Genomic DNA, 24,314 nt, shown 5'->3' with positions numbered 1-24,314 from the left:
CTGTTACTTCCCGAAGCCGAAGCCGCTCGACCCCTCGACCTTGGCACGCAGCCGCTTGCCCTTCTCGGTGGCCTGGTCGTTGAGGTCCTGCTGGAAGTCGCGCATCCGGTGCAGCAGGTCCTCGTCGTGCGCGGCGAGGATGCGGGCGGCGAGGAGACCGGCGTTGCGGGCACCGGCGACGGAGACGGTGGCGACCGGGACCCCGGCCGGCATCTGCACGATGGACAGCAGCGAGTCCATGCCGTCGAGGTACTTCAGCGGCACCGGCACGCCGATGACCGGCAGCGGGGTGACGGAGGCGAGCATGCCGGGCAGGTGGGCGGCGCCGCCGGCGCCGGCGATGATCACCTTCAGTCCGCGGTCGGCGGCCTGCTCGCCGTACGTGATCATCTCGCGGGGCATGCGGTGCGCGGAGACGACGTCGACCTCGTAGGCGATCTCGAACTCGTCCAGGGCCTTGGCGGCGGCCTCCATGACGGGCCAGTCGGAGTCCGACCCCATGACGATGCCCACGACGGGGCCGGCAGCGGTGCTCATTCGGTGATGGTGCCTCTCAGATAGCCGGCTGCGTGACGGGCGCGTTCCAGCACGTCGTCCAGGTCGTCGCCGTAGGTGTTGACGTGACCGACCTTGCGGCCGGGCTTCACGTCCTTGCCGTACATGTGGATCTTGAGCTTGGGGTCGCGGGCCATGCAGTGCAAGTACGCGGAGTACATGTCCGGGTAGTCGCCGCCCAGGACGTTGACCATGACCGTCCACTTGGCGCGCGGACGCGGGTCGCCGAGCGGGAGGTCGAGGACCGCGCGGACGTGGTTGGCGAACTGCGAGGTGATCGCGCCGTCCTGGCTCCAGTGGCCGGAGTTGTGCGGGCGCATCGCCAGCTCGTTGACGAGGACGCGGCCGTCGCGGGTCTGGAACAGCTCGACGGCGAGGTGCCCGACGACACCCAGTTCCTTGGCGATGGTCAGGGCCATCTGCTCGGCCTGCAGGGCGAGGGCTGCGTCCAGGTCGGGCGCCGGGGCTATGACCGTGTCGCAGACGCCGTTGACCTGCTGCGACTCCACCACCGGGTAGGCGACGGCCTGGCCGTGCGGGGAGCGTACGACGTTGGCGGCGAGCTCGCGGACGTAGTCGACCTTCTCCTCGGCGAGGACCGGGACACCGGCCCGGAACGGCTCGGCGGCCTCCTCGGCGCTGTCCACGACCCACACGCCCTTGCCGTCGTAGCCGCCGCGGACGGTCTTCAGCACGACCGGGAAGCCGTCCCCCTCGGCCGCGAACCGGACCACGTCCTCCGGGTCGGCGACGATCCGGTGCCGCGGGCACGGGATGCCGATCGCGTCGAGCCTCGCGCGCATCACGCCCTTGTCCTGGGCGTGCACCAGCGCGTCGGAGCCCGGACGCACGGGGATGCCGTCCGCCTCCAGGGCCCTGAGGTGCTCGGTGGGTACATGTTCGTGATCGAAGGTGATCACATCGCAACCGCGCGCGAACTCGCGCAGCGTGTCCAGATCGCGATAGTCGCCGATGACAACATCGCTCACGACCTGGGCCGCCGAGTCCTGCGGGGTGTCACTGAGAAGCTTGAACCTGATGCCCAACGGGATGCCCGCCTCGTGCGTCATACGCGCGAGCTGCCCCCCGCCGACCATGCCGACTACCGGGAACGTCACACCCCTAGCGTATCGGCCACGCCGGGACGGCCGGATCGTGTCCCTCTCACGAACTCTTACCAGCCACTTTCCGCCCTCTTTACGATCTGTTTCCTGGTCTTGGCCTTGTGCACAGGCGGTGGAGGGTTCGTCTGGATAGCATGGCTGGGCCGACGAAACCTACCGACGGGAGCTGCACAGCCATGGAACCTCGTTCCTCGGGGCTGCAACGGCTCGTACGCGAGGTGGCCAAGTTCGGCACCGTCGGCGTTGCGGGCATCTTTGTCAATCTCGGCGTCTTCAACCTGGTCCGGCACGTGTCCGACCTGCCGGTGGTGCGCGCCAGCATCATCGCGACCGTGGTCGCCATCGCCTTCAACTACGTGGGCTTCCGGTACTGGACCTACCGGGACCGCGACAAGAGCGGCCGCACCAAGGAACTCACGCTCTTCCTCTTCTTCAGCGCGATCGGCCTGGTGATCGAGAACGGCGTGCTGTACGCGGCGACCTACGGGTTCGGCTGGGACAGCCCGCTGCAGAGCAACGTCTTCAAGTTCGTCGGCATCGGCATCGCGACCCTGTTCCGCTTCTGGTCGTACCGCACCTGGGTGTTCCGGGCCATGCCGGCGCAGGAGGCGGAGTCGATCCTGGTGGCGGAGGCGAAGAAGCCGCACAACGAGCCCGAGCCGAAGTCCCAGCGGGTTCCCTGACCCGGCTCGCGGCCGGCGGTTCACCGAACCGTCGGCAGGTCCTCCCCCGTCTTGCGGGCCGGCGGCGTACGCGACAGGAACAGGCCGAAGACCGGTGGCTGGGCCTGGAGCAGCTCCAAGCGCCCCCCGTCGGCCTCCGCGAGGTCGCGGGCGACGGCCAGGCCGATCCCCGTGGAGTTCCGTCCGCTGATCGTCCGCTCGAAGATCCGCGCGCCGAGGTCGGCGGGGACGCCGGGGCCCTCGTCGGTGACCTCGACCACGGCCTGGTTGCCGGTGACCCGGGTGCGCAGCGCGACCGTGCCGCCGCCGTGCATGAGGGAGTTCTCGATCAGTGCCGCCAGCACCTGGGCGACGGCCCCCGGGGTGCCGACGGCCTGCAGATGCCGCTTGCCGGAGCTGACGATGGCCCGGCCGGCGCTGCGGTAGGCGGGCCGCCACTCGGCGAGCTGCTGCTGGATGACCTCGTCCAGGTCGAAGGTGACGGCGGAGCCGGTGCGCGGGTCGCGGGAGTTCGTCAGCAGCCGCTCGACGACGTCCGTGAGCCGCTCGACCTGGGTGAGCGCGACGTTCGCCTCTTCCTTCACGATGTCCGGGTCGTCGGTGAGGGTGATCTCCTCCAGGCGCATGGACAGCGCGGTGAGCGGGGTGCGCAGCTGGTGGGAGGCGTCGGCGGCCAGGCGCCGCTCGGCGGTCAGCATGCGCCCGATCCGCTCGGCGGAGGAGTCCAGCACATCGGCGACCCGGTCCAGCTCGGGGACGCCGTAGCGCTTGTGCCGCGGGCGCGGGTCGCCGGAGCCGAGCCGCTCGGCGGTCTCCGCAAGGTCGGTCAGCGGGGAGGCGAGCCGGTTGGCCTGGCGTACGGCGAGCAGCACGGCCGCGATGACCGCGAGCAGCGCCACCAGGCCGATGATCAGCAGGGTCCGGCCGACCTCGCGGGTGACCGCGGAGCGCGGCTCCTCCACGGTGACGCTCTCGCCCTCCTCGCCCCGCTGCGTGGCGCGGATCACATCGCCATGCGGCTTGGTGCCGATCTCGATGGGCGTCTGGCCGGGCATGCGGATGACCGCGTACTGCTCCTTGCTGACCGGATTGCGCAGCGCGTCCGCGTTGACCTTCTCCGCGGCGAGGAGCCGGCTGTCCACGATGCTGGCCAGCCGCACCGCCTCGGAGTCCACCCGCTCCTGGGCGCTGTTGCTGATCGTCCGGGTCTCGACGATCACCAGGGAGATGCCGAAGACGGCGATCACCACGAGGACGACGGCGAGGGTGGACTGGATGAGACGTCGGCGCATGTTCCGTTACCTGAGGTGATCGCTGGCCCTGGGGAGGGGCTCCGGGGGCTCAGCTCTTCTCGAAGCGGAAGCCCACTCCACGCACCGTGGCGATGTAGCGGGGGTTCGCCGCGTCGTCGCCGAGCTTCTTGCGCAGCCAGGAGATGTGCATGTCGAGGGTTTTGGTGGAGGACCACCACGTGGTGTCCCAGACCTCGCGCATCAGCTGGTCGCGCGTGACGACCCGGCCGGCGTCCCGCACGAGCACTCGCAGCAGGTCGAACTCCTTGGCGGTGAGCTGGAGTTCCTCGTCGCCCATCCACGCCCGGTGCGACTCGACGTCGATCCGCACCCCGTGGGTGGCCGGCGGCTGCTGCGGCTCGGCGGCACCGCGCCGGAGCAGGGCCCGTACGCGGGCGAGCAGTTCGGCGAGCCGGAAGGGCTTGGTGACGTAGTCGTCGGCGCCCGCGTCCAGGCCGACGACGGTGTCCACCTCGTCGGCCCGCGCGGTCAGGATGAGGATCGGCACGGTGTGGCCGTCGGCCCGCAGCCGGCGGGCGACCTCCAGGCCGTCCATGCCCGGCAGGCCCAGGTCCAGTACGACCAGGTCGACGCCGCCCTGCATGCCGGCGTCCAGCGCGGTGGGTCCGTCCTCGCGCACCTCGACCTCGTAACCTTCCCGGCGCAGGGCGCGGGCCAGCGGCTCCGAGATGGACGCGTCGTCCTCGGCGAGCAGTACACGGGTCATGAGGTGATGGTAGACCGCCCGCGCACGGTGCTGGGGTGTGATCGCTGCCAGGAACTCTTACCTTCGCACGCCGCCGGCACGTCGTCGGCACGTCGTTGGTACGAACCATCGCTCTAGGGATGCGATCGTAGGAAGGACCTTCGATTCAGGTCCTGCGGTTCCTTCGACACCTGTGATCCGTGTCTCAAGTCCTTCCATATCCGGCAGTGTCCTGCCTTACAGTGACCTGAACGCCTGTAGTACACCAGGGGACCTTCGGCGGGCAGACGACGCTGAAGGTCTCTTTTGTGTGCGGGTTGACGAAGATCAGCCTTGAAAGGAATGACCTCTGGCCGGGCTCCGCAGCGCATCGCCGCGCGACGGGGCGTGGATCCCGGTGGTCGCCGTCCACCGCTTCCGAGACCCGGAGGCTGAAATCCCCTCGGGCGTTGGGGGCGGGCGGCCGACCCTGCCGGTGCCGGCCGCCCCACCGGGCGCGCAACGCTCCAGCAGCGCGTCCCGACCAGCAAGGAACGACCATGGCGTCCAGCCTGACGAAGGACTCGGTCCGCCCGGGCACCCCCGGTTCCGAGAAGACCTTCTTCGGCCACCCCCGCGGCCTGGCCACTCTCTTCATGACCGAGATGTGGGAGCGTTTCTCCTACTACGGCATGAGGGCTCTGCTCCCGCTGTACCTGGTGGCCCCGGGCGGCCTCCACATGAGCGCGGGCACGGCGACCGCGATCTACTCGGTGTACGTGTCGCTCGTGTACCTGCTCGCCCTGCCCGGCGGCTGGGTCGCGGACCGCTTCCTCGGCCCCCGCAAGACGGTCGCCGCGGCGGGTCTGATCATCATGCTGGGCCACCTGTGCCTCGCGCTCCCCGTGGCCGCCAGCTTCTTCGTCGGCCTGGGTCTCGTCGCCATCGGTTCGGGTCTGCTGAAGGCCAACATCTCCACGATGGTCGGCCACCTCTACAAGGGCCCGGACGACCCGCGCCGGGACGGTGGCTTCACCCTCTTCTACATCGGCATCAACCTGGGCGCCTTCGCCGCGCCGCTGGTCATCGGCACCGTCGGTGAGAACGTCAACTGGCACCTGGGCTTCGCGCTGGCCGCGCTCGGCATGGCGCTTGGTCTGGCCCAGTACCTGCTGGGCGGCCGTCACCTGAACCCGAAGAGCAGCGAGGTCCCGACCCCGCTGAGCCCCGCGGAGAAGTCCGCCACCCTGCGCAAGGGCCTGATCTGGCTCGCCATCGCCGCGGTCTTCTACGGCGTCGTCGGCGGCACCGGCCACTTCACCCTGAACTGGGCGCTGATCCCGCTCACACTCATCGGCCTGATCGTGCCGGTCCTGGTCATCGCCCGCATCCGCCGGGACAAGGACCTGGACTCGGCCGAGAAGTCGAAGGTGTCGGCGTACGTCTGGTTCTTCGTCGCCGCCGCCGTCTTCTGGATGATCTACGACCAGGGTGGTTCGACCCTGTCGCTGTTCGCGGACGGCTCGGCCAAGAACTCGATCGCCGGCTGGACGTTCCCGGTCTCCTGGTACCAGTCGGTCAACCCGGTCATGATCATGGCCTTGGCGCCGGTCTTCGCCTGGCTGTGGCTGTGGCTGAACCGCCGCGGCAAGGAGCCGAGCACGATCGTGAAGTTCGCCTCCGGCCTGGTGCTGATCGGTGCGTCCTTCTTCCTCTTCCTCGCCCCGCTGTCGATCGCCGAGGGCGGTCACAAGGCCGCGGCGATGTGGCTGGTCGCGATCTACTTCGTGCAGACCGTCGGTGAGCTGACGCTGTCTCCGGTGGGTCTGTCGGTGACGACGAAGATGGCGCCGAAGAAGTACGCCTCGCAGATGATGGGTGTCTGGTTCCTCGCGGTCACCGCGGGCGACTCGGTCACCGCGCTGGTGTCCAACCCGGCCATCGGCGGCGTCAACCTCGACAAGATGGGCTTCGTCGCCCTGGAGGCCGTGCTCGCCGTCGTCGCCGGTGTGGCGGTGTGGATGTACCGCAAGAAGGTCAACAAGCTCATGGGAGACGTGCACTGACGTGCGCGGACGTCGCTGACCTCCGCTGAGGCGGCTCCCTGAGGAGGGCCACCGCATCCCCGGATGCGGTGGCCCTCTTCCGTGTGTCCGGGAGTCAGCGCGTCCTTCGCTTCGGCATGAACGTGAACACCGCGCCGCCCAGCAGGATCGCCGTGCCCGCCACCAGGCCGAGGGCCTTCAAGGCGCCGTGGTCGCTCGCGCCGGTCTCGGCGAGGCCGCCGGAGCCGGAGGCGCTGCCGCCGCCCGTCGAGCCGCCGGAGGTGGACGTGCCTCCGGACGCGCCGCCCTGCTGCCGGCTGGTGTCCAGGGTGAGCGAGACCTCCGTCTTCGTCGGCGTGCACGTCGTGGTCGTACCGAGCGCCTTGACCGTCAGGACGCCCGGGGACAGGGTCGAGGTGCCGCTCGCGCCGGGCTTGTAGGTGCCCGTGAGGTCGGGGATCTCGATCGGGTCGCCGGACTTGATGTCCTTCGCGTTCGTCGGCCCCTCCACATGCACCGTGCCCTTGTCGGCGCCGCCCAGCACCACCTCCATGGACGGCTTCACGGAACCCTTCGGGATGTCGGCGGGGCTGTTCATCACCGACTTCTTGAACTGCACGGTGAAATCGAAGTCCCCGCCGTTCCTCCTGGCGTTGATCTGCACCGGGGAGGTCGCGTTCTTGTCGCCGATCGGGGTCTTGCAGGCGTAGGGGACCTGCACCTCCTTGCCGGTGTAGTCGGTCTGGCCGCTGCCGCCGGTGGCGGTCGGGGAGGCCGTGGTCGTCGGCGTGGCCGACGGTGTGGGGGTCGTCGACGGCGTCGGCGTCGGGCTGGGCGTGCCGCCCCCGCCCCCACCCGTGACCTGGATGGCCGCCGCCTTCTGCACGGTCTCCTTCGGCGTGCACTTGGTGTCGGTCGACATCGCGTTGACGGTGTACGCGTCCGGCGTCAGCGTCACCTCGCCGGCCGTCGTCAGCTTGATGCTGCCCTTCATGTCGGACAGCACCATGGCGCCGCCCTTGGGGATCGCGGGGTTCGTGCGCATCCCCTGCATCGCGATGTCGGCGGCCTGTGCCCCGGCCGCCTTCAGGATCCCGGACGGCTGGACGGAGTTCGCGGGCAGGTCGATGATGTCGGGGTTCTTGGACGCGGCCTGGACGAACTTCCACACGACGTCCACCGTGTCGCCGACCTTCGCCGTGGCCGGGGCCGTGATCTCGACCTTGGTGGTGCCGTCGATCGGGCTGATGCCGGCGGGCGGCACACAGTGGGTGGCGTACGACACCTCGGCCGCCTGCGCGGGGCTCGCGGCGAGGCCCAGCAGGACGCCCGCACCGCTCAGCGCCAGCGCGGCGCCCGCGGCCGTACCTCTCCTTCGGATGCTCACGTCGGTCCTTTCGTGGTGGGAGTCGTGGGACTCGCCGGGCTGTCGGAGTGCGGTGCGGAGAGCCGGCCGGCCGGGTCGCCCGGGACGGAGTCCGAGTCGAACCACGGCAGGGTCGGGTTCGTGGGGGGCGGTTCGGCGCTACGGCCGCCGGTGCGGGGCAGCCGGGGCGGGCGCAGGGTGCGGGTGAGGCGGGCAGCGCCCGGTCGGCGCGGCCGGACCCGGTCCACCACGGCCATGCCGACGCGGAACAGCGCGGCCGGGACGACCAGGCAGAGCAAGGTCCAGAACAGCGTCACGCCCCAGGGGCGGCCCACGCCCCACGGCTGTTCCGCGAGGACCCTGCCGGTGTACCTCAGGGAGACGGTGTAGTCGCCGTGCGCCCCGGCGGTCAGCTCGACCGGCAGCCTGACCTCGGCCTTCCGGCCCGGGGCCAGGGTGCCGTGCCACTGCCGGTCGTCCCACTGCGGGGCGAAGACGCCGTGCGCGGAGCCGACCTGGAACACCGGGTCCTTGATCGCGCTGGTGCCGGTGTTGCCGACGGTGAAGACCAGGGTGCGGCTCGGCGGCGCCCCGAACCAGGTGAGCAGTCCGCTCGACCCGGTCAGCCGCGTGTCGGAGAGAATCACCAGCCGTCCCCCGGACTGTTCGGCGGGCAGCGGGGCGACGGGATGCCCGGCGACCCGCAGGACGGCGTCCGCCTCCGCCTCGGCGCCGGTGACGGTGGCCACGTGCACCACACAGGGGCAGGGCACGGGAGGTTCGGCGACCGGGAGCTTCCGGCTGAAGGCCCCCTGGGCGTCGGTGGTCACGGCCCGGCCGTCGCCGTTGGCGCAGGAGTTGGTGCCGCCGATGACACCCCGGTCCGGTGTGGCCCGCCCGCACACCAACACCATCAGCAGGGTGTGCGCCCTCCAGCCACTCCCGCTGACGGTGACCGAGCCGCCGGCACCGGCCTGAGTCACCGACAGCTTCACCACGGGACGGTCCACCGCATACGCCGGGCCGCCGCCACCAAGCAACGCCAGCACCGCCACCAGCACCGCCACCGGCCGCAGAATCCTTGCCTTCCCGCTCACTTCACCGCACCTTCCGTCAACTCACCGCCGAGGTACGGGACACCGGCGGCAACAGCGCCTCGCACACCACCGGGTGCCGTCCGGGTGGGCGGCCGTCCGACGGGTTCGGGGTGCTTCGAGGCTCCGAGCGCCGGTCGGGCTGACGGGCCGTCGGGCATCGCCCGGCCGGGCTTCGGCACCCCGGTCGCCAGGGGGTCGGTCACAGCGCCTTCGGGAGCCAGGCCTTCGGGTGGCGGGGCGCTGGGGGACAGGGAGCCGGTCGTCAAGGAATCGGTGACGCAGACCTGGGCCGCCGGGCCGTGGGGGGCCGCTATACCAGGCGTCGAGCCGCTGGGCGTCGGACGGCCGGGCTTCGGGACCCCGGTCGTCGGGGGGCCGGTCACCGGGCCTTCGGGTGCGGCCGGAGAGCCGGGCGTGACCGGATCGGAGGAGGGGAGCCGGGACGCCGGGCCGTCGGGGACCGGGGTGCCGGGCGTGACCGGATCGGAGGAGGCGACCCGGGACGACGCCGGGCCGTCGGGGGCCGGGACACCGGGCGTCGAGCCGCTGGGCGTCGGATCGTCGGAGTGCGTGGGGCGGCGCCGCCTGCGGACTGCGAATGCCGCGACCGCCCCCGCGAACAACGCGCCGCCCGCCACCGTCGGCCACGGCACGAACCGGGCCGACGTGGTCGCCGTGTCGTGGGCTCCGCCCGGGGCCGTGACCGTCAGCCGTACGTCGACCGCGTCCAGCGCGGGCCGGTCCGGCCAGGGCTCGGTGAGCTTCACGCGGGCGCCGGGGCGCAGGTGGACGGGGAGGGTGCGCGGCGCGCGGTCCAGGACCCGCCCGAGGACCCCGTCCGCGCGCACCGCGAGCCGCGGCGCCAGCACGGTCGTACCGCGGTTGACCAACTCGTACGTGATGCGGTCGGCGTGCACGGCGAGGTGCTCGACGGTCAGCGCGGCGAGCGCCGGACCGCCGACGCGCAGCCGGACCGGGACGGTCGCCGTACGCCCCCGCGTGTCCCGCGCGACGACGGCACCGGAGCGGTCGCCGGGCGCGGCCCCGTCCGGCACGGTCACCGTGAAGGGCACCTCGGCGTGGGTGCGGGCCGGGACGCGTATCCCGTTCCCGGCCTCGCCGGCGAACACGGTCCGCAGGCCGGTGCCGGACAGCCGTACGACGACCGGCGCCCGCCCGGGGTTGACGACGACCACCGTGTCCTGCAGGACCGTCCCGGCCGAGCCTTCGGCATAGAAGGACGGACGGCCGCCGCCCGCGGGCGCGATGGACCACTCCGCGGGCGTGGCCAAGGCGCCGGGTGCGGCACCCAGCAGGGCGCACAGGCACAGGGCCAGGGTCGGGGCGGCGCGGGCAGAGAGCAGGACGGGACGAGCCCCGGGCACGGCGCGCGACCCTGGTGGGCGTCGGCGGCGCGGCAGCGCACGACTCGGCGCGCGGGTCAGGGCGCGGGCGGCGGACAGCATGGGCGGCTCCAGCGGTTGGCCTGGACTCCAACGGGTGACCTGGGCCTCGACGACGACCTCGGCTTCGCGGTTACCCGGGCTTGAGCCGTCGGCCCGCGCCCCGGCCGTCGTCGGACCAGGTCAGCGGCGCGACGGCTGGCCGCGCCGGGTCAGCCAGAGGGTGCCCGCCGCACCGGCGAGGAGCACCGTGCCGCCGAGTGTGCCGAGGGCGATCGCGTCGTCCTCGGGGCCGGTCTGCGGGAGCTGTCCGCCGGAGGACGTCGAGGAGGAGCCGCCGGCTGCGGTCACGTCCAGGGTGAGACCCGGTTTCGGGCTGTTGGTCGGGGTGCAGGTCGTCGTCGTGCCGAGCGCCTTGATGATCAGCGTGCCCGGCGTGAAGGTGACCTTGCCGGTCTTCTTCGGCGTGTAGGTGCCGGTCAGATCGCTGATCTTGATGGGGGTGTTGGCGGGGATCGCGGCCGCGTTGGCGGGCCCGCTGACCGGCAGCGTGCCGCTGTCCGCGCCGCCGAGCCTGATGCTCGCGCTCGGGGTCATCGCGCCCTTGCCCAGTTCGACGGGGCTGGAGGAGACACCCTTCTGCCAGGACATGGTGATCGTGTAGCCGCCGCCGCTCTTGACGCCCTTGATGTCGATGGGCGAGACGGCGCTCTTGACGCCGATCGGGGTCTGGCAGCGGTAGTTGACGTCGACGACGTCGGCGTGGGCGGCCGGCGCGGACAGCAGCACCGCCGAGCCGGCCAGGGCCGCGGCGGACGCGAGCGCGGCGGTGCGTTTCGGGTACGACACGGTCGGTCCACCCCATTCGTTCCGGATGCATGCGGGCGAGCAGTTCCTGACGGCGTATCAGATTTGGCCGTCAAGGTACGCCCGGCGCCGCGAGGAGGGAAGACGCATCACACGCCGGAGTTGTGACGATCCGGCGTGTGTGACGCGTGGCCCGAGTGGAGGGTGGGCCGGGGCCTACGGCCTGCGCAGTACCTCCGGCAGGCCCCAGCGCCACAGCACCTCGGGCACGGCGATGGTGCCGTCGGCCCGCTGGTGCTGTTCCAGGAGGGCCGGCACCAGACGGCTGGTGGCCAGACCCGAGGCGTTGAGGGTGTGGACGTACCCCGCCCTGCCGCCCCCGGCCGGGCGGTACCGGATGCCACCGCGCCGCGCCTGGTAGTCGCGGGCGTTCGACACCGAGCTGACCTCCGCGTAGGTGCCGAGGCTCGGCAGCCACACCTCGACGTCGTACGTACTGGCCTGCGCGGCGCTGGTGTCCCCGGCGGCGAGCCGGGTGACCCGGTGGTGCAGTCCGAGGTCGGTCACCAACTGCTCGGCCGCGGCCAGCAGTTCCCGCTGGGCCGCGTCCGAGCCGTCGGGCCGGGTGAGCTGGAACAGTTCGACCTTGTTGAACTGGTGGCCGCGCAGGGTGCCCCGCTCGGCGGTGCGGTAGCCACCGGCCTCCTTGCGGTAACAGGGCGTGTAGGCCACGTACTTGAGGGGCAGCTCGCGCTCGTCGAGGGTCTCGCCGTGGTGCAGGGCGGCGAGCGCGGTCTCGGCGGTGGGCAGCAGGAACCGCTCGGGACGGCCGTCGGCACCGCGGTCGGTGACGAAGACGTCGTCCGCGAACTTCGGGAACTGGCCGGCGGTGTAGCCGGCCTGCCAGGTCAGCAGGTGGGGCGGCAGGACGAAGGTGTACCCGGCCCGGCGGTGGCGGTCCAGGAAGTGGTTGAGCAGGGCCCACTCCAGCGCGGCGCCCTCGCCCCGGTAGACCCAGTTGCCGCTGCCGGCGAGCGCGGCGCCGCGCCGGTGGTCGACCAGGGCGAGGTCCTCGGTGAGCCGTACGTGGTCGCGGGGCGGGAACGCGAACTCCGGGCGGGCGCCCCCGGTGCGGACGACCTCGTTGTGTTCCTTGCCGCCCGCGGGCACGTCCGGATCGGGGAGGTTCGGCAGCCCGTCGAGGAACGCGCGGTGTGCGGCGTCCAGCCTGCCGTGCGCGGCGGTCGCCCCGGCGACCCGGTCGGCCAGTTCCGCGGCCCTGTCGAGGAGTTCGTCCGCCGGTTCGCCGGCCCGGCGGCGGGCCGCGACGTCCGCCGAGACGCGGCGCCGTTCGCCGCGCAGCCGCTCCAGGGCCGTACGGGCCTCGCGCAGCCGCTGGTCGAGGGCGAGAAAGGTGTCGAGGTCCACGTCCAGGCCGCGTTTGGCGAGGCCTTCGCGGACGCGTCGGGGGTGCTGTCGGATGAGGGTGACGTCAAGCATGGTGCTGCCCAACTGGTCGGCGGGGCGGCACGGTCCGCCCCGGGTCGGTTCCCTCGGGGCGTGGGCGAGAGGGTGCTCGCGGTGCCACCACGCCTTCGCCGTCGTACGACGGCCTCGTCGGGCCCGATGACGGGGGCCGGCCGGCGGGGCATTTCCTCCCCGCACTCGGGAGGGGATTCACACCGGGGTGCGAGGCCGCCTTCACAGCGGGGGGCGGCTCTCTCGGCTCGCTGAGCCCGGGCTACTCGTCTCCGTCAGCGCGTTGCGCCCAGGGTAGGAAGGGCCGTACCCACGGGAAAGCGAATTTCCCCGGGCGCCGTGGCGGGGCTCACGCCGGTGCGCCCAGCTCCGCCCACACCGTCTTGCCCGGCCGGCCCGCGGCGCGGACGACGCCCCAGTCCAGACACAGCCGCTGCACGATGAACATGCCGTGGCCGCCGGGGCGGCCGGCGCGGTGCGGGGTGCGGGGGGCCGGCTGGCCGGTGCCGTGGTCGGAGACCTCGACCCGGATCACCTTGTTGTCGCAGGCCAGGAGCAGTTCGTCGGGGCCCTCGGCGTGCAGGCAGGCATTGGTGACCAGTTCGGAGACCACGAGCAGCACGTCCTCGGCCGCGGCCCGCTGCTCGGCGCCCGCGGCGGGCAGCCAGCCCCACGCGTACAGCGCCTGGCGGGTGAAGTCGCGGGCGAGCGGGACGACCCCGCTCTCGCCCTGCAGGCCGATTCTGCGGACCTGCGGCCCGCCGGTGCCCTGGGTGCCGTCGGCGGGGCCGGGCGGCACGGACGGCGCGGCTGCCCCCGTGGGCACGCCGGGCGTCGGCGCATCCCCCTCGGACGCCCCGGAAGCGCCGCTGGGCTCCGGGCCGCGGTCGCCCGGCGGGTAAGGCCGGGTGGTGCTCATCAGCGCTTCACCTCACCGATTCACCGGTTCACGATCCAACGGCCGGCATCGCTTCGTGCCGGCCGGTCCGTACGTCGCCCGCCCGCCGTCCGCGCGGGGTGTCCTGCTCGCCCGTCCGTCGCACGTACGTCCGTCCAGTCGTTGCGCCGGTCCCGGGGCGGTTCGGGCCGGCGGTCGTCAGGGGGTGCCCCGTCTTCCTCCTGCCCTCTCCTGCCCGACCGATACGGCACAACACCCCCGTTTTCGGCGTGCCGGGTGCGGACGCCCGCGGCCGGTGGCACACGGGCAAGGGCGCGGACGGCGGACTCAGCCGGTGCCGTCGGCCAGGGCCGCCTCCACGGAGTCGTGGACGGTGAAGACCGCCTCGGCACCCGTGATCTCGAACACACGGGCGACCACCGGCTGCATCCCCGCCAGATGGACCCCGCCGCCGGCGGCCTCGGCCTTGAGCCGGGCGCCGAGCAGGACGTTGAGACCCGTGGAGTCGCAGAACTCCAGGCGGGTGCAGTCCACGACTAGGCGTGAGAAGCCCTTGGCCAAGAGGTCGTCGAGGGGCTCGCGCAGAAGATCGGCGGTGTGGTGATCGAGCTCACCCGCCGGTGTCACAACGGCGCTGGAGCCCTCTTCCCGCACCTCCACCAGAAGCCGGCCCGACTGTGCGCTGCCGACCGTCCCGTGGTCCATGCCGTCTCTCTCCCGAGGTCGTGGACGCTGACTGCTCTCGAACATTACGCCCTCCCGCACACTCCGGCACCCGAAGAACCTCACAGAACCGGACATATCCGAACAGAACGCACTTGCGATCGCCTCGGTCTAGCAGGTAGGGCTAGTAAGGACACCTGCCCCTACACGCCGGCTTCGGAGGCGCCGCACACCGCAGTGCACGCACGGCTTCGGCAGCCATATGCCGAGAACGATGGAGGACACCATGTCACCCCGGCTCGACGAATCGCATACCCCGATCGCGACGTCGACACCCCCACCGGAACCACTGGATCATCCCATCGACCCCCTCGACCCCTTCGAGGGACTCCCGGAGATCCCCCCTTACGACGAGATCGGCCCGGTCGACGCGCGGGCCTTGTCCAAGACCCTCTTCGAGCGCCTTCAGTCGCTGGAGGAAGGGACGCACGAGTACTCGTACGTCCGCAACACCCTCGTCGAGCTCAACCTCGCGCTGGTGAAGTTCGCCGCCTCCCGCTTCCGCTCCCGCAGCGAGCCGATGGAGGACATCATCCAGGTCGGCACCATCGGCCTGATCAAGGCGATCGACCGCTTCGAACTCGCCCGCGGGGTGGAATTCCCCACCTTCGCGATGCCGACCATCATCGGCGAGATCAAGCGTTTCTTCCGCGACACCTCGTGGTCCGTGCGGGTTCCGCGCAGGCTGCAGGAGCTGCGCCTGGACCTGGCCAAGGCCGGGGACGAGCTGGCCCAGCGGCTGGACCGGGCCCCGACCGTCCAGGAGCTCGCCGAGAAGCTCGGCATCTCCAACGACGAGGTCGTCGAGGGCATGGCCGCCTCGAACGCGTACACGGCCTCCTCGCTGGACGCCCAGCCCGAGGAGGACGAGACCGAGGGCGCCCTCGCGGACCGCATCGGATACGAGGACCACGGGCTGGAGGGCATCGAGTACGTCGAGTCCCTCAAGCCGCTGATCGCCGAGCTCCCGCCACGGGACCGGAAGATCCTCTCCCTGCGGTTCGTGGCGAACATGACCCAGTCGGAGATCGGCGAGGAACTCGGCATCTCCCAGATGCACGTGTCCCGGCTGCTGTCCCGCACGCTGGTACGGCTGCGCAAGGGTCTGACGATCGAGGAGTGACCTCCGCGTCCGCTGCTGTGACGCCTTCGCAGCGGCCCGGCCACCGGTGCCGGGCCGCTGCGGCGTTGCCGCCGCCGGACCCACCTCTCCGGGTGGCACGGGTATCCCCGATTCCGCCCGCCATTCCCGGTTCCCGGCCGCTCTTGCGCTCAACTGGCCCCGTGATCCCAACCGTTATGTGGTTACCCGCGGAAACCTCTTTCCCCGGCGGTCCCCCTCGACCACTATGGCCCCCCAACTGGCTACTGGCCGGTATGTCAGACCGGGGACGCAACGGCGCGGTCCCCCGGGGCGCGAGGAGGCTGGACGCATGGCTCAGGGGGACGGGGCCGGAACGGGCGGAACCGAGGCGGGCGGCACCGGGGCACCCGCGGAGCACGAGGACGCGCCGGACGCCCGGCTGACCGAACTGCTGCGTTCCCCCACGGCGACGGCGTACCCCGCGCTGCAGGAACTGCGCCGCCGGCACCATCCGGCGGTCCTGGCCTACGCCCGGCTGTGCGCGGCGGGCGAGTCCGCCGCCCGCCGGCTGGCGGCCGAGGTCTTCACCACGGCGGCCCGCGAGACGGCCCGGGGCGTCGACCCGGCCGTCCCGCTGCGCCACCGGCTGCTGCTGCTCACCGCGCGGCTGGCGACCGGCTGGGCGCGCGACGAGCGCTCCGCCGGCGTCGACCCCGGGCTGCTGCTCGTCCTGAACGCCTCCGGCCTGCCCGAGGGCCCCACCCCGCCCCTGCTCCCGGCGTTCCGCTCGCTGCCCTCCCGCACCCAGGGCCTGATCTGGTACGGCGTGCTGGAGGCGGAGGCGCAGGACCGCACCGCCGCCTTCCTCGGCCTGAGCGGCGTCGACGTGGCCTACGGCACCCCGCAGGCCCTCAAGGCCCTGGCCCAGGCCTGCCTGCGCGACCGTCTCGCCGCCTCCGACGACCCGCGCTGCGCCGACTTCCGCCGGCTGATCGAGGAGGCGGTACGGCCCGACGGCCCGCGCCGCAGTCCCGACCTGGACGCCCACATGGCCCGCTGCCCGCACTGCACGGCCGCCTTCGAGGACCTGCGGGCCCTGCGGGACGCGCCCCGGCAGACCCTGGCGGAGGGCCTGCTGCCGTGGAGCGGAACGGCGTACATACGCGCCGGGGAGCCCCCGGCCGCCCCCGGCCCCGCCGCCGTGCGTCCGTCCTGGCCGCCCCGGCGCCGCGTCCTGCTGGCCTCGGCGGCCCTGGGCGTGGCCCTGACCCCGCTCCTGGTGTTCGCCCTCACCCCGGCCCACACCGACGACCAGCAGCCGACGGCCGCGACGCCCACGGCGCCACCGGTGACGGTGACGGCGACGGTCTCCGTCACCCCGTCCGCGTCGCCCTCCCCCACGAACTCCCCCTCCCCCCGCTCCCCGTCCCCCTCGCCGAGCCCGTCCCGCCCGGCCACGCACCCGCCGCGCACCCGGAAGCCCACCGCGAAGCCGACACCCGCGTTCACACCCCCCGGCACCTCCTTCGCCCAGGTGGTGAACCTGGCCACGGGCCGCTGCCTGGACATCCGCGACGGCGATCTGTCGCGGGGCAACGACGTCGTCACGGCCCCCTGCTCCTCCGCCGACACCCAGCGCTGGAGGTTCGACACCTACCTGGGCGTGCTGCGCTCGGCGGCCGACGACGACTTCTGCCTGGACAGCCGGGGCTCGACCGACCGCGGCGTGGGCATCTGGACGTGCGACTCGGTCTACGGCGGCAACGGCGAGAACCTCCGCTTCACCGTCGACCCCGACGGCACGATCCGCCCGAACATCGCCATCGAGACGGCGGTGACCCCGGACGGCGGATACGACGTGTCTTTGCAGCCCCTGGACGACGGCCAAGAGCAGCGGTGGCGGGCCGGGGCACGGTGACCCCGGCCGCCTTCCGCCGCCGGTCCCCGCTCAGACCACCCGTTCGCCGCGCCGCCACACCCCGCTGACCAGGGGCACGCCCGGGCGGTAGGCGAGGTGGACGTGGCTGGGGGCGTCCAGGAGGGTCAGGTCGGCCCGGGCGCCGGGGGTGAGGCGGCCGATGTCGGTGCGGCGCAGGGCCGCCGCGCCGCCCGCCGTGGCCGACCAGACCGCCTCGTCCGGGGTCATCCGCATGTCGCGCACGGCCAGGGCGATGCAGAAGGGCAGCGAGGAGGTGAAGGACGAGCCCGGGTTGCAGTCCGTGGAGAGGGCGACCGTGACGCCGGCGTCCAGCAGGCGGCGGGCGTCCGGCCATTCGGCGCGGGTGGAGAACTCGGCGCCCGGCAGGAGCGTGGCCACCGTGTCGCCGTTGGCGAGCGCGTCCACGTCGGCGTCCGTGAGGTGGGTGCAGTGGTCGGCGCTGGCCGCGTCCAGTTCGACGGCCAGCTGGACGCCGGGGCCGTAGGAGAGCTGGTTGGCGTGGATGCGGGGGTGCAGGCCCTTCGCCTTGCCGGCCGTGAGGATCGCGCGGGCCTGGTCGCCGTCGAAGGCGCCCTTCTCGCAGAACACGTCGATCCAGCGGGCGTGCGGCGCGCAGGCGTCCAGCATCTCGCCGGTGACCAGGGCGACGTAGGCGGCCGGGTCGTCGGCGTAGTCGGGCGGGACGATGTGCGCGCCGAGGTACGTCACCTCGTCGGTGTGCCGCGCCGCGAGGCGCAGCGCGCGGTACTCGTCCTCGACGGTCAGGCCGTAACCCGACTTGGTCTCGAAGGTCGTCGTGCCCTGGCGGAGGGCCTCGTCGAGGTAACGGGTCAGGTTGGCCTCCAGGTCCGCGTCGCTCGCCGCCCGGGTGGCCGCGACCGTGGTGCGGATGCCGCCCGCCGAGTAGGAGCGGCCGGACATGCGGGCGTTGAACTCCTGCGTGCGGTCCCCGGCGAAGACCAGGTGCGAGTGGGAGTCCACGAAGCCCGGCAGCACCGCCCGGCCGCCCGCGTCGACCCGGTTGTCAGTGGCGGGTGCTTTGCTGGATTCACCGGTCCACGCGACGCGGTCGCCGTCGATGACGACGGCCGCGTCCTGGATCAGACCGAGGGGGGAGCCGTCACCGAGGGAGGGGTCGTTGGTGACCAGCGTGGCGATGTTGGTGATGACGGTGCTGCTGCTCATGGTCTCGTCCTTGTGGGGAGCGACGGGGTTCAGCCGCGGAGGGCTTCGACGGCGGCGGACAGCGCCCGCGGCACGTCGGGTACGAGGGTGTGCGCCCCGTCCCGTACGACGTGCCGGCCGCCCACGACCGTATGCCGTACGTCCGCCGCGCTCGCCGCGAATACGGCCGTCTCGGCGCCCAGCCTGGGCAGCGGGCCCGCTGTCCTGACCGAGTCGAGGGCGATGGTGGTGAAGTCGGCGAGGGCGCCGGCTTCGAGGGTGCCGGCCTCGTCCCAGCCGAGGGCGGCGTGGCCGTCGGCAGTGGCGGCCCGCAGCAGGGAGTCGGCCGTCCAGTGCCCCCGGGTGCGGGTGCGCAGCCGCTCGTTCAGCTCCATCGCGCGCGCCTCTTCGAGCAGGTCGATGACGGCGTGGCTGTCGGAGCCGAGACAGAGCGGGGAGCCGGCCCGCTGCAGGGCGACGGCCGGGCCGATGCCGTCGGCCAGGTCGCGCTCGGTCGTCGGGCACATGCAGGTGCCGGTGCCCGAGCCGCCGAGCAGGGCGATGTCCTCGTCGGTGAGATGGGTGTTGTGCACGCCGGTGGTGCGCGGCCCGAGGACGCCGTGGTCGGCGAGCAGCCGGGTGGGCGTGCAGCCGTGCGCGGCGAGGCAGGCGTCGTTCTCGGCGGTCTGCTCCGACAGGTGCACATGCAGCGGGGCTCGCCGCTGCCCGGCCCACTCCGCCACGGTCGCCAACTGCCCGGCGGGCACGGCCCGTACGGAGTGAATCGCCGCCCCGATCCGCGCGTGGTCCCGGTCCTTGAGAACTGCACAGCGTTCGGCCCAGGCCTGGGCGCTGCCGTCGGAGAACCGCAGCTGGTGGGTGTTCGGGGCCTCGCCGAAGCCGGAGGACAGGTAGCAGGTGTCGAGGAGGGTGATCCGGATGCCGGCCTCGGCGGCGGCGTCGATCAGCGCCTCGCCCATGGCGTTGGGGTCGGCGTAAGGGGTGCCGCCGGGCGCGTGGTGCACGTAGTGGAACTCGCCGACGCAGGTGACGCCGGCCAGGGCCATCTCGGCGTACACCGCGCGCGCCAGGGCGTGGTAGGTGTCCGGGGTCAGGTGGTCGGCGACGGAGTACATCACCTCGCGCCAGGTCCAGAAGGTGCCGGAGCCGACCTGGACGGTGCCGCGCAGCGCCCGGTGGAAGGCGTGGCTGTGGGCGTTGGCGAGCCCCGGCAGGGTGAGCCCGCGCAGCACCTCGGCGCCGGGCGGCGGGGTGGGCGCCCCGGTGCGCACGGCACCGATCCGCCCGCCCTCGGTCTCGACGACGACCCCCGGCTCGACGCATCGGCCGAGCCAGGCGTGCTCCAACCAGTAGGTCCGCTTGGTCACCTGCAGGCCAGCCCTTCCAGTACGTCGGCGAGCGCGCGCACCCCGGCCACGCAGTCGTCCTCGGCGGCGAACTCGGCCGGGGAGTGCGAGACACCGGTGGGGTTGCGCACGAACAGCATGGCGGTCGGAACGCTGCCGGAGAGGATTCCGGCGTCGTGTCCGGCCCCGGTCCCGAGGACGGGCACCTTCAGGCCGGTGTCCTTGCCGAGGATGCGGCCGAGCTCGTCGCGCAGGGCGTGGTCGAACTCGACGACGGGCGTGAAGGACTCCCGTACGACGTCCAGGTCGATGCCGTGGGCGTCCGCGTGCTCCCGTGCGGCCTTCTCGATCCCGCCGACCACGGTGTCCAGGGTGTCCTGGTCGGCGGCGCGGGAGTCGAGCCAGCCGCGCACGAGGGAGGGGATCGCGTTGACCCCGTTGGGCTCCACGGCGATCTTGCCGAAGGTGGCGACGGCACCGGCGAGTTCGGCCTCGCGGCGGGCGGCGAGCACGGTCTCGGCGTAGGACGGCATCGGGTCGCGGCGGTCGGCCAGCCGGGTGGTGCCGGCGTGGTTGGCCTCGCCCCGGAAGTCGAACCTCCAGCGGCCGTGCGGCCAGATGGCGCTGGCGATGCCCACCCGGTCGCCGGACAGGTCCAGGGCCCGTCCCTGCTCGACGTGCAGCTCGACGAAGGCGCCGATCCGGGCCAGCCGCTCGGGGTCGGCCCCGATGCCCTCGGGGTCGTGTCCGGCGGCCTCCATGGCCTGCGGGAGGCTGACCCCGTCGGCGTCGGTGAGCCGGTGGGCCTGCTCGACGGTCAGCTGCCCGGCGGTGAGCCGCGACCCGACGCAGGCGAGCCCGAACCGGGCCCCTTCCTCGTCCCCGAAGTTGACGACGGCCAGGGGCTTGGCGAACCGCGCGTTCCTGCTCCGCAGCTCGTCGAGGGCCGCGAAGGAGGAGACCACACCGAGAGGGCCGTCGAAGGCGCCACCGTCGGGCACGGAGTCCAGGTGGGACCCAGTGACGACGGCGTCCCCGGCGGCGGGGTCACCGAGCCAGGCCCACTGGTTGCCGTTGCGGTCGACCTCGTAGGTCAACCCGCGTGCCTCGGCCTGCTCCTTGAACCACGCCCGGCAGTCGGCGTCGGCGCCGGTCCAGGCGTAGCGCCGGTAGCCCCCGGAGGCGGAGCTGCGGCCGATCGGCAGCAGCTCCGCCCACATGCTGTGGAAACTCACGCGTCGTCACCCTCGCGCATGGGCACCCGGACACCGCGCTCCGCGGCCACCGACTCCGCGATGTCGTACCCGGCGTCCACGTGCCGGATGACACCCATACCGGGGTCGTTGGTGAGGACGCGCCGGATCTTCTCGCCACCCAGCTTCGTACCGTCGGCCACGGTCACCTGCCCGGCGTGAATGGACCGGCCCATGCCCACGCCACCACCGTGGTGGATGGAGACCCACGACGCGCCGGAGGCCACGTTCACCATGGCGTTCAGCAGCGGCCAGTCGGCGATCGCGTCGGATCCGTCGAGCATGGCCTCGGTCTCGCGGTACGGGGAGGCGACGGACCCGCAGTCCAAGTGGTCGCGGCCGATGGCCAGCGGGGCGGCCAGCTCGCCGGAGGCCACCATGTCGTTGAAGCGCTCGCCGGCCTTGTCGCGCTCGCCGTAGCCGAGCCAGCAGATGCGGGCGGGCAGGCCCTGGAAGTGGACGCGCTCGCGGGCCATCTTGATCCAGCGGGCCAGGGACTCGTTCTCCGGGAACAGCTCCAGGATCGCCTTGTCGGTCTTGGCGATGTCGGCGGGGTCGCCGGACAGGGCGGCCCAGCGGAACGGGCCCTTGCCCTCGCAGAACAGCGGCCGGATGTAGGCGGGGACGAAGCCGGGGAAGGCGAACGCCCGGTCGTAGCCCGCCAGCTGGGCCTCGCCGCGGATGGAGTTGCCGTAGTCGAAGACCTCGGCGCCTGCGTCCATGAAACCGACCATGGCCTCCACGTGACGCGCCATGGACTCGCGGGCACGCGTGGTGAAGCCGGCCGGGTCCTTCGCGGCGGCGTCGGCCATGTCCTCGAAGGCCACGCCCACCGGCAGGTAGGACAGCGGGTCGTGGGCGGAGGTCTGGTCGGTGACGATGTCGATGGGGGCGTTCATCGCGAGCAGCTGCGGGACCAGCTCGGCCGCGTTGCCGAGGACGCCGATGGACAGCGGCCTGCGCTGGTCGCGGGCCTCGGTGGCCAGCTGGAGCGCGTGGTCGAGGTTGTCGGCCCTGACGTCCAGGTAGCGGTGCTCGATGCGGCGCTCGATGGCGCGCGGGTCGCAGTCGATGCAGATCGCGACGCCGTCGTTCATGGTCACGGCGAGGGGCTGGGCGCCGCCCATGCCGCCGAGGCCGGCGGTCAGGGTGATGGTCCCGGCGAGGGTGCCGCCGAACTTCTTCGCGGCGACGGCGGAGAAGGTCTCGTAGGTGCCCTGGAGGATGCCCTGGGTGCCGATGTAGATCCAGGAGCCGGCGGTCATCTGGCCGTACATGGTCAGGCCGAGGGCCTCCAGACGGCGGAACTCCTCCCAGTTGGCCCAGTCGCCGACCAGGTTGGAGTTGGCGATCAGGACGCGCGGGGCCCACTCGTGGGTCTGCATCACGCCGACCGGGCGGCCGGACTGGACCAGCATGGTCTCGTCCTGCTTGAGGGTCTTCAGCGTGCGGACCATCGCGTCGTAGGAGCGCCAGTCACGGGCGGCCTTGCCCGTGCCGCCGTAGACGACGAGCTTGTCGGGGTGTTCCGCGACCTCCGGGTCGAGATTGTTCTGCAGCATGCGCAGCGCGGCTTCCTGCTGCCATCCCAGGGCGCTCAGTTCCGTGCCGCGCGGTGCTCGTACGGGGCGGGGTCCCGACATCGTCTGCCTCCTCCTGTTGCTCTGTCTATTCACATCCTGTCTTTCTGAATAGAACTAGTCAATACATCGGGGCGTCCCCGTCCGCGCGTCGTGGGTGTTTGGCTGGATGTACCCGAGACGGACACCAGGGGACACGAGGGGAGAGGCCGTGGAGCGGGACATCCGGTACGGCGGCGCGGAGGCCGGGGCGACCGAGGCGCGGGAGCGCGCCGCGCGGCGGGACGAGGCGGTGCGGGCCGCCGTGGAACAGGGGCTGCTCGGGCCGGACGCGGCCGTGGTGGGGCTGCTGGACGTGGCCGGGATCCGTCAGTCGGCGGCGGCGCTGCGGGCGGCGTTCGACGCGGTCGTGCCGCCCGGGACGCCGGTGCTGCACGCGTTCGCGGTGAAGGCGACCCCGCTGGTGCCCGTGCTGCGGCTGCTGCACGAGGCGGGCATCGGCGCGGAGGTGGCGAGCCCGGGCGAGCTGGCGCTGGTGCGGGCGGCCGGGATGCCGGCGGCCCGCACCGTGCTGGACTCGCCCGCCAAGACCCCGGCGGAGCTGCGCGAGGCGCTGGCCCTGGGCATCGCGGTGAACGCCGACAACCCGCAGGAGCTGGACCGGCTGGACGCCCTGGTGCGGTCCGCGCCGACCAGGTCCCCGCTCGGCCTGAGGGTGAACCCGCAGGTCGGCGGTGGCGCGATCGGGGCCACCTCGACGGCGACGGAGACCTCCAAGTTCGGGGTGGCGCTGCGCGACGAGGGGGCGCGCGAGTGGGTCGTACGGGCGTATCTGGACCGGCCGTGGCTGACCCGGCTGCACGCGCACACCGGCTCGCAGGGCATCCCGCTGGCGCTGCTGGCGCGGGGCGCGGCGGAGACGTACGCGCTCGCGGAGGAGATCAACGAGCGGGCGGGGCGGCGGCAGATCGACACGCTCGACATCGGCGGCGGGCTGCCGGTGAACTTCGCGGCCGAGGCGACGGCGCCCTCGTACGCGCAGTACGGCCGGCTGCTGGCCGAGGAGGTGCCGGGACTGTTCGACGGGCGGTACGGGCTCGTGACCGAGTTCGGGCGGTCGCTGCTGGCCAAACAGGGGACGATGGTGGCCCGGGTGGAGTACGCCAAGAGCGCGGGCGGCCGGCGGATCGCGGTGACGCACGCCGGCGTGCAGGTGGCGACGCGGACGGTGTACGCGCCGGAAGCGTGGCCGCTGAGGATCGCCGCGTACGACGCCAAGGGACGGCCGAAGCCGGGCCCGGAGGTGGTGCAGGACGTGGCCGGGCCGGCCTGCTTCTCGGGCGACCTGCTGGCGGAGGGGCGGGCGCTGCCCCTCCTGGAGCAGGGCGACTACGCGGCGGCGCTGGACACGGGCGCGTACTACTTCGCCCACCACTACGCCTACAACTCCCTTGTCCGGCCGGGCATCTACGGCTTCGCGCCGGACGGCTCGGGAGGCGTCGCCTTCGCGGTCGTACGGGAGCCGCAGACCATCGCCGAGGTGGTGGCGGAGTCCGGCGGGGCGCACGCGGACGCGCTCACCACCCTCCGAGCACCGGGAAGCCGTTGACGCACCCCCGGCACCCCTCGAACAAATGGATCAACTCCCCTGACGCAGAGGCCAGTTGACCCACATTAGTACGCCGGAAGCATGTTCCACTGGAAAATGCCAAAGGCTCCACCTTCCCCGCGCACGGTGCGTAGTGTCGCTGTCACTCAGCCGGAGAACCA

The 24,314-nt window shown here is 72.5% G+C and carries 20 protein-coding genes; 5 read left to right on the top strand and 15 right to left on the bottom strand.

What is annotated here, in order from left to right; translation table 11 throughout:
• Positions 1-3: 3 nt before the first annotated feature.
• Positions 4-537, bottom strand: coding sequence for a 5-(carboxyamino)imidazole ribonucleotide mutase (gene purE / locus ACIBJF_RS25950; protein ID WP_399177095.1), 534 nt, complete (start codon positions 535-537; stop codon positions 4-6).
• Positions 534-1,673, bottom strand: coding sequence for a 5-(carboxyamino)imidazole ribonucleotide synthase (locus tag ACIBJF_RS25945; RefSeq protein WP_399177093.1), 1,140 nt, complete (start codon positions 1,671-1,673; stop codon positions 534-536). Before ACIBJF_RS25945 ends, purE begins: the two co-directional genes overlap by 4 nt.
• A gap of 182 nt (positions 1,674-1,855) precedes the next feature.
• Between ACIBJF_RS25945 and ACIBJF_RS25940 the strand changes: the two genes are divergently transcribed.
• On the top strand, positions 1,856-2,362 hold the full coding sequence (locus tag ACIBJF_RS25940) for a GtrA family protein (RefSeq protein ID WP_399177091.1): 507 nt from the start codon (positions 1,856-1,858) through the stop codon (positions 2,360-2,362).
• A gap of 20 nt (positions 2,363-2,382) precedes the next feature.
• On the opposite strand, the gene ACIBJF_RS25935 is transcribed toward ACIBJF_RS25940, so the two are convergent.
• Positions 2,383-3,654: an ATP-binding protein gene (locus ACIBJF_RS25935; RefSeq protein ID WP_399177089.1), complete on the bottom strand. Its 1,272-nt coding sequence runs from the start codon at positions 3,652-3,654 to the stop codon at positions 2,383-2,385.
• A 49-nt stretch (positions 3,655-3,703) separates the two neighbouring features.
• A complete protein-coding gene (locus tag ACIBJF_RS25930) occupies positions 3,704-4,381 on the bottom strand; it encodes a response regulator transcription factor (protein ID WP_020940464.1) in 678 nt (225 codons plus the stop codon).
• A 518-nt stretch (positions 4,382-4,899) separates the two neighbouring features.
• On the opposite strand from ACIBJF_RS25930, the gene ACIBJF_RS25925 reads away from it, so the two are divergent.
• Positions 4,900-6,405 (top strand): oligopeptide:H+ symporter, encoded by a 1,506-nt coding sequence (locus ACIBJF_RS25925; protein ID WP_399177087.1) that lies wholly within the window; start codon positions 4,900-4,902, stop codon positions 6,403-6,405.
• A 94-nt stretch (positions 6,406-6,499) separates the two neighbouring features.
• Here ACIBJF_RS25925 and ACIBJF_RS25920 read toward each other — a convergent pair whose 3' ends face one another.
• From ACIBJF_RS25920 to ACIBJF_RS25890, 7 genes are all read right to left on the bottom strand, one after another.
• Positions 6,500-7,771 carry a hypothetical protein gene (locus ACIBJF_RS25920; RefSeq protein ID WP_399177085.1) on the bottom strand — a complete coding sequence of 424 codons (1,272 nt, stop codon included), beginning with the start codon at positions 7,769-7,771 and terminating at the stop codon, positions 6,500-6,502.
• On the bottom strand, positions 7,768-8,847 hold the full coding sequence (locus ACIBJF_RS25915) for a hypothetical protein (protein ID WP_399177084.1): 1,080 nt from the start codon (positions 8,845-8,847) through the stop codon (positions 7,768-7,770). Before ACIBJF_RS25915 ends, ACIBJF_RS25920 begins: the two co-directional genes overlap by 4 nt.
• Positions 8,844-10,232: a hypothetical protein gene (locus ACIBJF_RS25910; RefSeq protein WP_399177082.1), complete on the bottom strand. Its 1,389-nt coding sequence runs from the start codon at positions 10,230-10,232 to the stop codon at positions 8,844-8,846. Before ACIBJF_RS25910 ends, ACIBJF_RS25915 begins: the two co-directional genes overlap by 4 nt.
• 201 nt (positions 10,233-10,433) lie before the next feature.
• A complete protein-coding gene (locus ACIBJF_RS25905) occupies positions 10,434-11,099 on the bottom strand; it encodes an LPXTG cell wall anchor domain-containing protein (RefSeq protein ID WP_399177080.1) in 666 nt (221 codons plus the stop codon).
• A 174-nt stretch (positions 11,100-11,273) separates the two neighbouring features.
• A complete protein-coding gene (gene serS / locus ACIBJF_RS25900) occupies positions 11,274-12,557 on the bottom strand; it encodes a serine--tRNA ligase (protein WP_399177078.1) in 1,284 nt (427 codons plus the stop codon).
• Positions 12,558-12,885: 328 nt separating this feature from the next.
• Entirely contained in the window at positions 12,886-13,455 is a 570-nt protein-coding gene (locus ACIBJF_RS25895) for an ATP-binding protein (RefSeq protein ID WP_399177076.1), read from the bottom strand.
• A gap of 306 nt (positions 13,456-13,761) precedes the next feature.
• Complete coding sequence (locus ACIBJF_RS25890) at positions 13,762-14,139, bottom strand: STAS domain-containing protein (RefSeq protein ID WP_399177075.1); 378 nt, start codon at positions 14,137-14,139, stop codon at positions 13,762-13,764.
• 244 nt (positions 14,140-14,383) lie between these two features.
• Here ACIBJF_RS25890 and ACIBJF_RS25885 point away from each other — a divergent pair, with 244 nt between their 5' ends.
• Entirely contained in the window at positions 14,384-15,280 is an 897-nt protein-coding gene (locus tag ACIBJF_RS25885) for an RNA polymerase sigma factor SigF (RefSeq protein WP_351807442.1), read from the top strand.
• 310 nt (positions 15,281-15,590) lie between these two features.
• The gene (locus ACIBJF_RS25880) at positions 15,591-17,159 is read left to right on the top strand and encodes an RICIN domain-containing protein (RefSeq protein ID WP_399177073.1); all 1,569 of its coding nucleotides are present in this window, start codon (positions 15,591-15,593) and stop codon (positions 17,157-17,159) included.
• Positions 17,160-17,189: 30 nt separating this feature from the next.
• Here ACIBJF_RS25880 and hutI read toward each other — a convergent pair whose 3' ends face one another.
• From hutI to hutU, 4 genes are read right to left on the bottom strand one after another with little or no spacing between them, the layout of a single operon-like run.
• Positions 17,190-18,365, bottom strand: coding sequence for an imidazolonepropionase (gene hutI / locus ACIBJF_RS25875; protein ID WP_399177071.1), 1,176 nt, complete (start codon positions 18,363-18,365; stop codon positions 17,190-17,192).
• Between the two features lie 29 nt (positions 18,366-18,394).
• Positions 18,395-19,732, bottom strand: coding sequence for a formimidoylglutamate deiminase (locus ACIBJF_RS25870; RefSeq protein WP_399177070.1), 1,338 nt, complete (start codon positions 19,730-19,732; stop codon positions 18,395-18,397).
• Positions 19,729-20,946 (bottom strand): allantoate amidohydrolase, encoded by a 1,218-nt coding sequence (locus tag ACIBJF_RS25865; protein ID WP_399177068.1) that lies wholly within the window; start codon positions 20,944-20,946, stop codon positions 19,729-19,731. Before ACIBJF_RS25865 ends, ACIBJF_RS25870 begins: the two co-directional genes overlap by 4 nt.
• A complete protein-coding gene (gene hutU, locus ACIBJF_RS25860) occupies positions 20,943-22,607 on the bottom strand; it encodes a urocanate hydratase (protein ID WP_399177066.1) in 1,665 nt (554 codons plus the stop codon). Before hutU ends, ACIBJF_RS25865 begins: the two co-directional genes overlap by 4 nt.
• A 106-nt stretch (positions 22,608-22,713) precedes the next feature.
• Here hutU and ACIBJF_RS25855 point away from each other — a divergent pair, with 106 nt between their 5' ends.
• Positions 22,714-24,153, top strand: coding sequence for a diaminopimelate decarboxylase (locus ACIBJF_RS25855; RefSeq protein WP_399177065.1), 1,440 nt, complete (start codon positions 22,714-22,716; stop codon positions 24,151-24,153).
• The last annotated feature ends 161 nt before the right edge of the window (positions 24,154-24,314 follow it).

It is taken from the genome of Streptomyces sp. NPDC050743 (genome assembly GCF_044456925.1).
Classification (GTDB): Bacteria; Actinomycetota; Actinomycetes; order Streptomycetales; family Streptomycetaceae; genus Streptomyces.
Note: the sequence above shows the minus strand (reverse complement) of the source record. Positions and strands in the feature narration are given on the sequence as shown.

Bases quoted from the DNA above. Each gene is read 5' to 3' on its own strand.
- purE (WP_399177095.1), bottom strand. From the start codon at position 537: ATGAGCACCGCTGCCGGCCCCGTCGTGGGCATCGTCATGGGGTCGGAC.
- ACIBJF_RS25890 (WP_399177075.1), bottom strand. From the start codon at position 14,139: ATGGACCACGGGACGGTCGGCAGCGCACAGTCGGGCCGGCTTCTGGTG.
- hutI (WP_399177071.1), bottom strand. From the start codon at position 18,365: ATGAGCAGCAGCACCGTCATCACCAACATCGCCACGCTGGTCACCAAC.
- ACIBJF_RS25925 (WP_399177087.1), top strand. From the start codon at position 4,900: ATGGCGTCCAGCCTGACGAAGGACTCGGTCCGCCCGGGCACCCCCGGT.
- ACIBJF_RS25885 (WP_351807442.1), top strand. From the start codon at position 14,384: ATGTCACCCCGGCTCGACGAATCGCATACCCCGATCGCGACGTCGACA.
- ACIBJF_RS25855 (WP_399177065.1), top strand. From the start codon at position 22,714: ATGTACCCGAGACGGACACCAGGGGACACGAGGGGAGAGGCCGTGGAG.
- ACIBJF_RS25935 (WP_399177089.1), bottom strand. From the start codon at position 3,654: ATGCGCCGACGTCTCATCCAGTCCACCCTCGCCGTCGTCCTCGTGGTG.
- ACIBJF_RS25940 (WP_399177091.1), top strand. From the start codon at position 1,856: ATGGAACCTCGTTCCTCGGGGCTGCAACGGCTCGTACGCGAGGTGGCC.
- ACIBJF_RS25895 (WP_399177076.1), bottom strand. From the start codon at position 13,455: ATGAGCACCACCCGGCCTTACCCGCCGGGCGACCGCGGCCCGGAGCCC.
- hutU (WP_399177066.1), bottom strand. From the start codon at position 22,607: ATGTCGGGACCCCGCCCCGTACGAGCACCGCGCGGCACGGAACTGAGC.
- serS (WP_399177078.1), bottom strand. From the start codon at position 12,557: ATGCTTGACGTCACCCTCATCCGACAGCACCCCCGACGCGTCCGCGAA.
- ACIBJF_RS25880 (WP_399177073.1), top strand. From the start codon at position 15,591: ATGGCTCAGGGGGACGGGGCCGGAACGGGCGGAACCGAGGCGGGCGGC.
- ACIBJF_RS25930 (WP_020940464.1), bottom strand. From the start codon at position 4,381: ATGACCCGTGTACTGCTCGCCGAGGACGACGCGTCCATCTCGGAGCCG.